Source organism: Caballeronia jiangsuensis (genome assembly GCF_046030135.1).
GTDB classification, from domain to species: Bacteria; Pseudomonadota; Gammaproteobacteria; order Burkholderiales; family Burkholderiaceae; genus Caballeronia; species Caballeronia jiangsuensis.
This window is the reverse complement of record NZ_JAQQDB010000012.1, coordinates 43,984-56,059: the sequence shown is the minus strand read 5'-3', so window position 1 is coordinate 56,059 and position 12,076 is coordinate 43,984. Positions and strand designations below refer to the sequence as shown.

General features: G+C 63.5%; 11 protein-coding genes and 1 pseudogene. 2 read left to right on the top strand and 10 right to left on the bottom strand.

All coding sequences use genetic code 11. The features are described 5' to 3' along the window. Window positions 1-14: 14 nt before the first annotated feature. Genes PQR08_RS14595 through PQR08_RS14585 form a run of 3 tightly spaced genes read right to left on the bottom strand, consistent with a single transcriptional unit; the run spans window position 15 to window position 2,502 of the window. Window positions 15-809 carry a MetQ/NlpA family ABC transporter substrate-binding protein gene (locus tag PQR08_RS14595; RefSeq protein WP_187605842.1) on the bottom strand — a complete coding sequence of 265 codons (795 nt, stop codon included), beginning with the start codon at window positions 807-809 and terminating at the stop codon, window positions 15-17. A 15-nt stretch (window positions 810-824) separates the two neighbouring features. Beyond that, window positions 825-1,478 carry a methionine ABC transporter permease gene (locus PQR08_RS14590; protein ID WP_238212538.1) on the bottom strand — a complete coding sequence of 218 codons (654 nt, stop codon included), beginning with the start codon at window positions 1,476-1,478 and terminating at the stop codon, window positions 825-827. After that, window positions 1,468-2,502, bottom strand: coding sequence for a methionine ABC transporter ATP-binding protein (locus tag PQR08_RS14585; protein ID WP_250483914.1), 1,035 nt, complete (start codon window positions 2,500-2,502; stop codon window positions 1,468-1,470). Before PQR08_RS14585 ends, PQR08_RS14590 begins: the two co-directional genes overlap by 11 nt. A gap of 168 nt (window positions 2,503-2,670) precedes the next feature. On the opposite strand from PQR08_RS14585, the gene PQR08_RS14580 reads away from it, so the two are divergent. Then, window positions 2,671-3,555 carry an alpha/beta hydrolase gene (locus PQR08_RS14580; protein ID WP_250483915.1) on the top strand — a complete coding sequence of 295 codons (885 nt, stop codon included), beginning with the start codon at window positions 2,671-2,673 and terminating at the stop codon, window positions 3,553-3,555. On the opposite strand, the gene PQR08_RS14575 is transcribed toward PQR08_RS14580, so the two are convergent. After that, window positions 3,552-4,475 carry a histone deacetylase family protein gene (locus tag PQR08_RS14575; RefSeq protein WP_187605845.1) on the bottom strand — a complete coding sequence of 308 codons (924 nt, stop codon included), beginning with the start codon at window positions 4,473-4,475 and terminating at the stop codon, window positions 3,552-3,554. The two genes, PQR08_RS14580 and PQR08_RS14575, sit on opposite strands and share 4 nt — an antisense overlap. 278 nt (window positions 4,476-4,753) lie before the next feature. On the opposite strand from PQR08_RS14575, the gene mltB reads away from it, so the two are divergent. Beyond that, complete coding sequence (gene mltB / locus PQR08_RS14570; protein WP_250483916.1) at window positions 4,754-5,926, top strand: lytic murein transglycosylase B; 1,173 nt, start codon at window positions 4,754-4,756, stop codon at window positions 5,924-5,926. A 74-nt stretch (window positions 5,927-6,000) separates the two neighbouring features. Here mltB and cysM read toward each other — a convergent pair whose 3' ends face one another. The 6 genes and pseudogenes from cysM to lapB form a co-directional block, all read right to left on the bottom strand. Then, window positions 6,001-6,903 carry a cysteine synthase CysM gene (gene cysM / locus PQR08_RS14565; protein ID WP_187605847.1) on the bottom strand — a complete coding sequence of 301 codons (903 nt, stop codon included), beginning with the start codon at window positions 6,901-6,903 and terminating at the stop codon, window positions 6,001-6,003. Window positions 6,904-7,152: 249 nt separating this feature from the next. Continuing rightward, a pseudogene (locus tag PQR08_RS14560) lies at window positions 7,153-7,383 on the bottom strand (ComEA family DNA-binding protein); the annotation flags it as partial. A gap of 75 nt (window positions 7,384-7,458) precedes the next feature. Next, complete coding sequence (gene rfaD / locus PQR08_RS14555; RefSeq protein ID WP_035503212.1) at window positions 7,459-8,451, bottom strand: ADP-glyceromanno-heptose 6-epimerase; 993 nt, start codon at window positions 8,449-8,451, stop codon at window positions 7,459-7,461. 19 nt (window positions 8,452-8,470) lie between these two features. Next, window positions 8,471-9,445 carry a D-glycero-beta-D-manno-heptose-7-phosphate kinase gene (rfaE1, locus tag PQR08_RS14550; protein ID WP_187605850.1) on the bottom strand — a complete coding sequence of 325 codons (975 nt, stop codon included), beginning with the start codon at window positions 9,443-9,445 and terminating at the stop codon, window positions 8,471-8,473. Beyond that, window positions 9,411-10,814, bottom strand: coding sequence for a UDP-glucose dehydrogenase family protein (locus tag PQR08_RS14545; RefSeq protein ID WP_187605851.1), 1,404 nt, complete (start codon window positions 10,812-10,814; stop codon window positions 9,411-9,413). The genes rfaE1 and PQR08_RS14545 overlap by 35 nt, the downstream gene beginning before the upstream one ends. A gap of 82 nt (window positions 10,815-10,896) precedes the next feature. Then, the gene (gene lapB / locus PQR08_RS14540; protein WP_187605852.1) at window positions 10,897-12,072 is read right to left on the bottom strand and encodes a lipopolysaccharide assembly protein LapB; all 1,176 of its coding nucleotides are present in this window, start codon (window positions 12,070-12,072) and stop codon (window positions 10,897-10,899) included. Between the last annotated feature and the right edge of the window lie 4 nt (window positions 12,073-12,076).

Here is a 12,076-nt window from a genome sequence, read left to right as displayed (position 1 = left end):
ACCCGTGAAATCGATTACCAGGCCGTAATCACCGCCCCCGCATATTTGCCTTCGACGAACTGCTTCACCTCCGGCGAGTGATACGCCGCGATGAGTTTGGCGACCCACGGCTTGTCCTTGTCGGCCGCGCGGATCGCAATGATGTTGACGTACGGACCGCGCGGATCCTCGATGGCGATCGCGTCCGACTTCGGCTTGAGGCCGGCTTCCATCGCGAAGTTCGTGTTGATTGCGGCGGCGTCGACGTCGTCGAGCGAGCGCGGAATCTGCGCGGCGTCGAGTTCGACGATCTTCAGTTTCTTCGGATTCTCGACGATATCGAGCGGCGTCGCCTTCAGGCCCGCGTCCGCGCGCAGTTTGATCAGGCCTTGCTTCTGCAGCAGCAACAATGCACGGCCGCCGTTGGTCGGATCGTTAGGCACCGCGATGCGCGCGCCGTTGCCGAGCGCCGACAGCGACTTCAGCTTCTTCGAATAGATGCCCATGGGAAACGTCACGGTATCGGCGATCCGGATGAGCTTGTAGCCGCGGTCCTTCACCTGTGCGTCGAGATACGGCAGATGCTGATAGCTGTTCGCGTCGAGATCGCCGGCGGCGAGCGCGGCGTTCGGCTGCACGTAATCCGAGAACTCGACGACCGTGATCTTGAGGCCGTTCTTCGCGGCGACCTGCTTCACGACATCCATGATCTGCGCGTGCGGGCCGCCGGTCACGCCCAGCTTGATCGCGTCTTCAGCGTGCGCGACGCCGTTGAACAGCGTTGCGCTCAGAAGCGCGGCGGCGAACTTCAAAATGAATCGACGTTGCATGGTTTTCTTGAGTGGTTATTTATGGCTGAGACGACGAACGAGCCAGTCGCCGAAGGATTGCACGAGCTGCACGAACACGATGAGGATGACCACGACGGTGAGCATCACTTCAGGCAAGAAGCGCTGATAGCCATAGCGGATGCCGAGATCGCCGAGACCGCCGCCGCCGATCGCGCCCGCCATCGCCGAATAGCCGACGAGCGACACGAACGTGATGGTGAGCCCCGCCACGACGCCCGGCAGCGATTCCGGCAGCAGCACCTTGAAGACGATCTGGCTCGTGGTCGCGCCCATCGCCTGCGCGGCTTCGATGAGACCGCGATCCACTTCGCGCAGCGCGGTTTCGACAAGCCGCGCGATGAACGGCGCAGCGGCGATGGTCAACGGCACCACAGCGGCCGCGGTGCCGATCGACGAGCCGACGACGAGCCGCGTGAACGGGATCACCGCGACGAGCAGGATGATGAACGGCGTCGAACGCACCGCATTGACGATGCCGCCGAGCACGCGATTCACGCCGATGTTCTGCAACACGCCATCGCGATCGGTGAGATAGAGCAGCACGCCGAGCGGCAGGCCGACGGCCGCGCCGACGAGCCCCGAGATGCCGACCATGATCAGCGTTTCCCAGAACGACTGCACGAACATGTCGAACATTTCACTCAACATGGGACAACTCCTCCACGACGACGCCCTGAGAACGCAAATACTCGATCGCTTCCGCGATCTTCACCGGCTGACCACCCGCGAGCACCGCGAGCGAGCCGAACGCCTGGCCCTGAATCTCGTCGATCTGGCCGTGCAGGATGTTGAAATCGAGCTCGTAACGGCGGATCGTCTCCGAGAGAATCGGCTGATCGACGCCCGAGCCGGTGAACGCGAGCCGCAGCAAATGGCCGCTGCCGGTCTTCAGGCGCTCGATGACGCGCGCCTTCAACGCGGGCGGCAACTCATGCGCGATCACATCGCCGATCAGCGCGCGCGTGACTTCGTGATGCGGCTGCATGAAGACATCGACGACCTTGCCCTCCTCCACCACGCGGCCCGCGTCGAGCACCGCGACGCGATCGCACACTTGCTTGATCACTTCCATCTGATGCGTGATGAGCACGATCGTAAGACCAAGTTCGTGATTGATCTTGCGCAGCAGATCGAGAATCGCGCGCGTGGTTTCCGGATCGAGCGCGGACGTGGCTTCGTCGGAAAGCAGCACTTTCGGCCTGCTCGCGAGCGCCCGCGCGATGCCCACGCGCTGCTTCTGCCCGCCGCTGATCTGCGCGGGATACTTGTCCTTGTGCGTCGTGAGACCGACGAGATCGAGCAGCGGCAAGACGGCCGCCTCGATTTCCGCGCGCTTCTTGCCGGCGAGTTCGAGCGGCAACGCGACGTTGTCGTACACCGTGCGCGAGCTCAGCAGATTGAAATGCTGAAAGATCATGCCGATGTCGCGGCGCGCCGCGCGCAGATCGTCCTTGCCGAGCGTCGTGAGATCGCGTCCGTCGACGATCACGTTGCCTTCGCTCGGCCGCGTCAGCAGATTGATGGTGCGCACCAGCGTGCTCTTGCCAGCGCCGCTGCGCCCGATGATGCCGAACACTTCGCCGGCGGGAATCGTCAGATTGACGTTGTGCAGCGCCTCGACCCAGCCCCGGGGCCCCGCGAAGCGCTGCGAGAGATTGCGTATTTCGATCATGAAAAATGCAAACGGCGGAAGGCTCGCCGGGTGAAACGCACCCGCGCCGCCGGCCGCCGCCTGTTTGTAGTCGTAGTAGTACCGTCGCCCGCGATTTTACCGGACGCGTTACATTCTGTTTAATAATGATTTCAGATCGACTAATAACGTGGAGATATTTACAGGCTCATGTCCCGGCATATTTATTCGACGAGCGCAGTCACGACGCGAAGCGGCGTGGAACTGTTCCTGCATCGCTGGCAGCCCGCGCCGGATGTCGAACCGAAGGCGCGCATCGCGCTCGTGCACGGCCTCGGCGAGCACGCGGGGCGTTACGACGCGCTTGCGGTCGCGTTGAACGCGGCGGGCATCGAAGTGATCGCGATCGATTTGCGCGGTCACGGGAAGTCGTCGGGCGATCGGGCCTGGGTGCGCGTGTTCACGGACTATCTGCGCGACGCCGACGTGCTGCTCGAAGCGTGCGCCGCGACGCCGCCCGTCGCCACGCCGCTCTTTCTGATGGGCCATAGCATGGGCGGCACGATCGCGGCGCTCTATGCCGCCGAACGCGCGAAAGAGAAAAAGCTGGCCGGGTTGATTCTGTCGAGTCCTGCGTTGAAGATCGGCGCGGGCACGCCTCGCTGGAAGGCGAAATTTTCGCGCATCGTCGGGACTGTAGCGCCGCGTCTGGCCGCGTTCAGCATCGACCCGGCGCTGCTTTCGCGCGCGCCGGGTGTCGTCGAAGCGTATAAACGTGATCCGCTCGTGCTTCACGGCGCGGTCCCGGCGCGCACGGCCGCGCAGATTCTCGCCGGGATGGAGCGCGTGGCGGCGAAACGAGGCGAGATCGCACTGCCGCTTCTCGTCTTCCACGGCAGCGAGGACGCGATCTGCGATCCCGCCGGCAGCCGCGAATTCGAAGCGAACGCGGGATCGACCGACAGCACGCTCTCGATTCACGTAGGCAGCGCGCACGAGACGCTCAACGATCTCGACCGCGATCGCGTGATCCGCGAGCTCATCGACTGGATTCTGGTGCGCGCCGACTACGCGCGCACGCATACGCCCCGCTAGATTTCCGCGAGCACCCGTAGATGCGCGACGACGCTGCGACCCAGCGCCGACAGGTTGTATCCACCTTCCAGACAACTCACGATGCGCCCTTGCGCGTGACGCTTCGCCACCGCGCGGACCTGCTCGGTGATCCACGCGTAATCGTCCTCGACGAGACCCATGTTGGCCATGTCGTCTTCGCGATGGGCGTCGAAGCCGGCGGAGACGAAGATCATCTGCGGCTTGAATTCCTCGAGCCGCGGCAGCCATAACATGTCGACGACTTCACGCACCTGCATGCCCTTCGTGCGCGCGGGCAGCGGCACGTTGACCATGTTCGACGCGTGATTGTCGGCGCCGCTGAACGGGTAGAACGGATGCTGGAAGAAGCTGCACATCAGCACGCGCGAATCGCCGCTGAACGCGGCCTCGGTGCCGTTGCCGTGATGCACGTCGAAATCGACGATCGCGACGCGCTGCAAGCCGTGCACTTCGAGCGCATGACGCGCGGCGATCGCGACGTTGTTGAAGAGGCAGAAGCCCATCGCGCGCGCGGGCTCCGCGTGATGGCCCGGCGGGCGCACGCTGCAGAACGCGTTGTCGTAACGGCCTTCGATGACGGCATCGGTCGCCGCGATCGCCGCGCCCGCCGCGCGCAACGCGGCGCGATAGGACTCGGGGCACATCGACGTATCGGGATCGAGTTCGCTTCTGCCCGACTCCGGGGTGCGGCTCTTGATGTAGTCGATGTGCGCCTGCGTGTGCACGCGCGCGAGGTCGGTTTCCTCGGCGAGCGGCGCCTCCTCGCGCTCGATGAGCGAATCGATCCGGCTCGCGATCAGCTGATCTTCGATCGCCTGCAAACGCGCCGGACACTCGGGATGCCACTGGCCGTTGTCGTGTCGAAGGCAGTCGGGGTGGGAGTAAAAGCCGGTGGCCATGATGTCTCGCAATGCCGCTTTCGTCGGCTCTCGTCTCGTATTTTTTCGTCATACGCGACCACGTGTCGCGCAATTGACGTTAAGTTACCACACCGTTCGGCACGTCCGCCCTCCCTCCGGCACATGGACAGTATGGGCGCGATGCGTCGGTTATACTGCCCCGACGCCTTGCCGGCCGAGCGGTTGCGCGCGGCATCTCGCAGGCCGTTGCGTTCCGTTAGGCGTTTTGGCCGCTCGTGCATCTGGCATCGCCCCTACCGCCCTCAACCACGCACACTATGACTTTCCAGTTTGCTCCGTTCGACTTCACGGCTACGTTCAAGCCGGCAAAGCGCGCACTCGTTGCTTCCCTCGTCTGCGCGCTCGGCTTTCTTTCCGGCAACAGTGCCTTTGCGCAGTCGCAGCAACCGCAGGCCGCGACGCCGCAAGGGCAGATGTTCGAAGAAGAGATCGTGCCGCAGCGCTACGCGAACAATCCGAATGTCGAAGCCTTCATCAACGACATGGTCGCGCGCTACGACTTCGACTCGTCGGCGCTGCACGACCTGTTCGCCCGCGTGAGTTATTCGGCGACGGCGGCGAAGCTGGTCCTGCCGTCCCCCACGCCGCAAACCAAGAACTGGCGCGCGTATCAGGCGCGTTTCATCGAGCCGGTACGCATCAATGCCGGCGTGAAGTTCTGGCGCGCGAATCAGGCCACGTTGCAACGCGCCGCGGAGCAATTCGGCGTGCCGCCTGAAGTGATCGTCGGGATCATCGGCGTGGAGACGATCTACGGCAAGTACATGGGCAACTTCCGCGCGCTCGACGCGCTGACCACGCTCACCTTCGATTATCCGAACACGCCGAACCGCACCGAGCGCATGGCGACCTTCCGCAAGAATCTGGAAGACCTGCTCGTGTGGACGCGTGACTCGCAGATCGATCCGACGACCGTGCTCGGTTCGTACACCGGCGCGATCGGGATTCCGCAGTTCCTGCCGAGCAGCATCGTGCAATACGCGGTCGATTACGACGGCAACAGCCGCATCGATCTGCGCACGAGCCCGGCGGATGCCATCGGCAGCGTGGCGAACTACCTGAAGCAGAACGGCTGGGAGCCGGGTCGGCCGGTCGTGTGGCGTATCGCAGGGGATGTCGGCAGTCAGGGCATCGCGCAGGCCGCCGCAGACGGCGCGCCGGAACCGAAGTGGTCGCTCGCGCAGCTGACGAAGGCCGGCATGCTGCTCAACGAGCCGGGACTAAACATCGCGGCTGAAGCGCCGACGCCGCTCACCGTGGTCGATCTGCCCACGCCCGGCCGTGCGACCGAATACACGTTGGGGCTGAAGAACTTCTACGTGCTCACGCGCTACAACCGCAGCTTCTTCTATGCGCTCGCCGTGTATCAACTGGGCGAAGCAGTGAAGGCGCGCATGATGGCGGGCGATACGGGCACGAACCCGCAGTGATGTCGTCCCGGCGCTGAAAACACGAAACCCCGGCACGCCGGGGTTTTTTCATCGAGCGGGCGAAACGCGCGGCATCAAGCCGGAAACACGCCCGTCGACAGATAACGATCGCCTCGATCGCAGATGATGAACACGATGGTCGCGTTCTCCACCTGACGCGCGATGCGCAGCGCGACCTCGCACGCGCCGCCGGACGAAATGCCCGCAAAGATCCCCTCAACCGATGCGAGGCGTCGCGCCATCGTTTCGGACGCCGCCTGGCTCACGTTTTCCACGCGATCGACACGGCTGCGATCGAAGATCTTCGGCAGATACGCTTCCGGCCACTTGCGGATGCCCGGAATGCGCGAGCCCTCTTCCGGCTGTGCACCGATGATCTCGATCTTCTGATTCTGTTCCTTCAGATACTTCGACACGCCCATGATCGTGCCGGTCGTGCCCATCGACGAGACGAAGTGCGTGAGGCGGCCTTCGGTCTGACGCCACAGCTCGGGCCCTGTGCCTTCGTAGTGCGCGAGCGGGTTGTCGGGATTGGCGAACTGATCGAGGATGATGCCCTTGCCATCGCGCTGCATCTGATCGGCGAGATCGCGCGCGTATTCCATGCCGCCCGTCACCGGCGTGAGCACGATTTCCGCGCCATACGCGGCCATGCTCTGACGGCGCTCGACCGACAGATCTTCGGGCATCAGCAGCACCATCTTGTAGCCGCGCATCGCGGCGGCCATCGCGAGCGCAATGCCGGTGTTGCCGCTCGTCGCTTCGATCAGCGTGTCGCCCGGCTTGATGCGGCCGCGCTCTTCAGCTTTCCTGATCATCGACAGCGCCGGACGATCCTTCACCGAGCCCGCCGGATTGTTGCCTTCGAGCTTGCCGAGCACGATGTTGTTGCGGCTGCGGATTTCATCGTCCACGACGCGGACGAGTTGCACGAGCGGCGTGTTGCCGATCGTGTCTTCGATAGTCATGTAAGCCATATGCGAAAGCGGTCGATCCCCACGCACGACGCGTCTGCAGCGGGGAATTTGGTATAGGGGATGCGTCGATTGTAGCCCAGCGGTCCCGCCGATGCCGGCGCGCCCCTGATGCGCGGATGGCGTGGACGCCGAAACCTGCGTCGCGACCGCCGAGTTTGCGCCGCCGGGCGGTGCGGCGTTACCCGGTGTGGCGGCCGCTGCCGTCTTCGACGCGGCGCCCACCGTCAAGCCCTCCGCTTCGAGACGTTGAACCGTCTTGCCGCCCATACCCTTCACGCGCGTGCCGAGATCGTTGGCGTCCTTGAACGGGCCGTGCGCCTGACGTTCATCGAGAATGGCTTTCGCCTTCGCCGGACCGATGCCCTTGATGCCGCGCAGCGCGTCGGAGTTGGCGGTATTGACGTCGACGGCCGCCCACGCGCTACCGATGGAAAAGATGAGCGCGAACGCGGCGATCGACGAGAGTGCTTGCTTGAACATGACTGAGTCTCCGAGAAGAACCGGCCGGCACCAGCGCCGACCGTGAGACCCAGTGTAGAGAGACGCGAAACGCGTTTATAGCTGGCCGAATAGCCAACGCACGTAACGATCGACGCCTTCCTGAACGGTCAGAAACGGCGCGTCGTAACCCGCCGCGCGCAGGCGCGACTGGTCCGCCTGGGTGAAGCATTGATATTTGCCGCGCAGTGCGTCGGGGAACGGAATGTACTCGATGAGCCCGCGCTGCACCAGCTCCGCGAGCGACAGCGAAGCTTCGCCGTTGAGCGCGCGCAAAGAGTTCACGACCGTCGACGCGATATCGTTGAACGGTTGGGCCCGTCCTGTGCCGAGATTGAAAATGCCCGACTTCTCCGGATGATCGAAGAAGAACAGGTTCACCTTCACGACATCTTCGACCGAGATGAAATCGCGCGTCTGTTCGCCGGCCGCGTAGCCGTTGTATTCGCCGAAAAGCTTGACCTTGCCTTCCGAGCGGAACTGGTTGAAGTTGTGGAACGCAACCGAGGCCATGCGGCCCTTGTGCGTCTCGCGCTGGCCGTACACGTTGAAGTAGCGAAAGCCGACGATCTGACTCTGCGCCTTCGGCAATACCTGACGCACGATCTGATCGAAGAGGAATTTCGAATAGCCGTAGACATTGAGCGGCTTCTCGACTTCGCGCTCCTCGACGAAGCGGCTCGACCCGCCGTAAGTCGCCGCCGATGACGCGTACAGGAACTGCGCGCCCTGCGCGAGGCACGCGTCCATGACGTCGCGGCTGTAGCGGAAGTTGTTGTCCATCATGTAGCGGCCGTCGGTTTCCATCGTGTCCGAACAGGCGCCTTCATGGAACACCGCGCGCACCTTGCCGAAATCGCCGCGCCTGAAGCGCTCGACGAACTCGGTTTTATCGAGGTAATCGTCGATCTCGCAATCGACCAGATTCTTGAACTTGTCGGCGCGCGTGAGATTGTCGACCGCGATCACGCGGTTCTCGCCACGTTCGTTGAGCGCCTTGACGATATTGCTGCCGATGAACCCGGCAGCACCGGTAACGATGATGGTCATGGCGAAGTATCAGATAAGGTCAGGCGAAGAGTTCGTTGTAGTCGACGGTCGCCGTGCCGAGCTTGCCCACGACAATACCCGCCGCGCGGTTCGCATAGACGATCGAGTCGACGAGCGGCACACCCGCGCCCAGCATGGTCGCGACCGTTGCGATAACGGTGTCGCCCGCACCCGAGACATCATACACTTCGCGTGCTTCGGCCGACGTGTGCAGCACCTGGTTCTCGGTGAAGAGCGTCATGCCTTCCTCGGAACGCGTGAGCAGCAGCGCGGAGAGTTCGAGTTCGGCGCGCAGTTTCGTCACGCGCTCCAGCAGGTCTTCTTCGGACTTCCACTGGCCGATCACCTCGCGCAGTTCCGCGCGATTCGGCGTGATGAGCGTGGCCCCGCGATAGCGGTCCCAGTCATCGCCCTTCGGATCGACGAGCACCGGCTTGCCGGCGCGCTTCGCGTCCGCGATCATCTGCGTAACATGCGTCAGGCCGCCCTTCGCGTAATCCGACATGAGGATCACATCGTGCAGAGGAAGGAGTTCCGCGAAACGCGCGAGGCACGCGCGCAGCACCTCGTGATTCGGCGTGTTCTCGAAATCGACGCGCAGCAGTTGCTGCTGGCGCGACAGCACGCGCAGCTTGATCGTCGTGAGCAGTTCGGGGTCGCGTTCGAGGTGCCCCGCGACCTTGCTCTCGCCGAGCAGTTCGACGACCCGTTCGCCCGGCTCGTCGTGCCCGACCGCGCAGAGCAGCCCAGTCTGCGCGCCGAGCGCCGCCGCGTTTCGCGCGACGTTCGCCGCGCCGCCGAGACGGTCTTCCTTCTTCTGCACGTGCACGACCGGAACGGGCGCTTCGGGCGAGATGCGGTTGACGTCGCCGAACCAGTAACGGTCGAGCATCACGTCGCCGACCACCAGCACGCGCGCCGCCGAAATGCGCGCACGCGGCACGACGGGAATATCGGCTTTAGTTGCTGCTGCCGTTGCGGCCGAGTTCGACATGGGGACGTCCTATTGCAAAGTAGTCGATGCCCATTTCGGCCATCGCTTCCGGTTCATACAGATTGCGGCCGTCGAAGATCACCGGCGTCTTCAATGCGCTCTTCAGGTGCCAGAAATCCGGGCTCTTGAATTCCTTCCATTCGGTCACGATGACGAGCCCGTCCGCTCCCGTTAGCGCATCCTGTTGGGTCTTCATGAAGTGCAGGCGCTTCAGGTCTTCCGGGCGATCCGCGAGATCGAGCGCGAACACGCGCTCGGCCTCATCGCGCGCAACGGGATCGTAGCCGCGCACGGTGGCGCCGCGCCGCAGCAGCGCCTCGATGATGCGCCGGCTCGACGCCTCGCGCATGTCGTCGGTGTTGGGCTTGAACGCGAGGCCCCAAATGGCGAACGTGCGCCCGCGCAGGTCTTCGCCCATGCGCTTCACGATCTTGTTGACGAGCACTTCCTTCTGGTCGTTATTGACCGCTTCCACCGCTTCGAGAATGCGTAGCGTGTGGCCGTTTTCCCGCGCCGTCTGCGCTAGCGCCTGCACGTCCTTCGGAAAGCACGAGCCGCCGTAACCGCAACCCGCGTACAGGAAGTGATAGCCGATGCGCGGATCCGAGCCGATACCGCGCCGCACCGATTCGATATCGGCGCCGACGGTGTCCGCGAGATTCGACAGATCGTTCATGAACGAGATGCGCGTCGCGAGCATCGCGTTGGCGGCGTATTTCGTGAACTCCGCCGAGCGCACGTCCATGTACAGCGTGCGCTCGTGATTGCGGTTGAACGGCGCGTAGAGGCGCTTCATCTTCTCGCGCGCGCGATTGCCCGCGTCGTCGTCGTCGATGCCGATCACAATGCGATCGGGGCGCATGAAGTCATCGACCGCTGCGCCTTCCTTCAGGAACTCCGGATTCGACACGACCGAGAAGCGATGTTTGTCCGAGCCTTCGAGCCCGCGCGTCTTCAGTTCTTCGTCGATGACCTTCTGCACCTGCAGCGCCGTGCCGACCGGCACCGTCGATTTATCGACGATCACCTTGAAGCCGTTCGAATACTTGCCGATGTTGCGCGCCGCCGCGAGCACGTACTGCAGGTCGGCGGAGCCGTCTTCGTCGGGCGGCGTGCCCACGGCGATGAACTGGATATCGCCGTGCTCCACGCTCGCTTTCACGTCGGTGGAAAACTGGATGCGGCCGGCCGCGCGCGTGCGCCTCAGCATTTCCTGAAGGCCCGGCTCGTGGATCGGCACGCCGCCATTGTTGAGAATTTCGATCTTGCGCGGATCGACGTCCACGCAAAACACGTCATTGCCGATTTCGGCAAGGCACGCGCCGGTCACAAGACCGACGTAACCCGTGCCGACGATGGTTACTTTCATACGCTTTCCGGTGGTTTCTGAAATGCCGGTGGCGGAAGCGGCGCGCTCACGCGCCGCATGATGTCGTGCTTGCCGCGCGGGTTCAGGCCGAGTTCGTGATCGGCTCGACGCGGCGCGGTGCGTACGTCTCCCAGCCGCTGCAGCCGGGACATTGCCAATAGAATAGTCGAGCGCGGAAGCCGCAAGTTTGACACGTATAGCGCGGCAGATTCTTAGTGCGCTGTTTCACCAGATTACGCATCAGTTCGAGCTCGCCGCGGCGCGGCTCGTCGGCTGTCGCTTCCTGCGCTTCGAGCAGGCGCGTCATGCCCGCGAGATTCGGCGCGCTCTGCATCTGCTTGCGCGCGAGCGCGTGCGCCGCTTCCAGGCCGCGCAATTCCTGCACGTGCTTGTACGCGACATCGAGCAAATCGTTCGACGGATAACGCGTCGTGTAATCGATCAGCAGGTCGACGCCCTCGTCCCTGTGCCCGAGCGCGCTGTACGCCTTCATCAGCTTCTCGGCGACGAGCGGCAGATACGCTTCGTTCTGTTCCTCGACACGCTTCCAGTTCGCGATCGCAGCTTCGACATTGCCCGCGGCGGCTTCGACATCGCCCGCGAGGATCGTCGCGCGCACGTTGTCCGGGTTCGACGCCAGCGCGAGCTTCAGCTCGGCGCGCGCGCCATCGGGATTCTTGCGCTGCAAGGCTTCCTGCGCGAGCTCGCAGTGAAAATGCGCGATCTCCATATGCAGCGACGGCGCGCCCATCTTCTCGATCTGCTCGGCCGTCGTGATCGACTTCGGCCAGTCTTTTTCGATCTCGTAGATGGTCAGGAGCGCGCGCTGAGCGCCGAGCGAATACTCGCCCGAGTTCAGCGACTTGAACGTTTCCTCCGCGCGATCCAGCAAGCCCGCCTTCAGAAAGTCCTGACCGAGTTCATATAACGCGTGATCGCGTTCGGCGGCCGGCAAATCCGCGCGGCTCAGGAGATTCTGGTGGACCCGGATCGCGCGATCTGTTTCACCGCGGCGGCGAAACAGATTGCCGAGCGCGAAGTGCAGTTCGATCGTTTCCGGATCGAGCTTGGCGACCTCGATGAATGCGTCGATCGCCTTGTCGTGTTGTTCGTTGAGAAGAAAATTGAGGCCGCGAAAATACGAGCGCGGCAGGTTCGCATTCTCGGACAGCAGCGTTTTCAGGTCATAGCGGGACGCCATCCACCCCAGCGCGAACGCGACGGGAATGACGAGCAGCCACCAGAAGTCTAGATCCATGCGA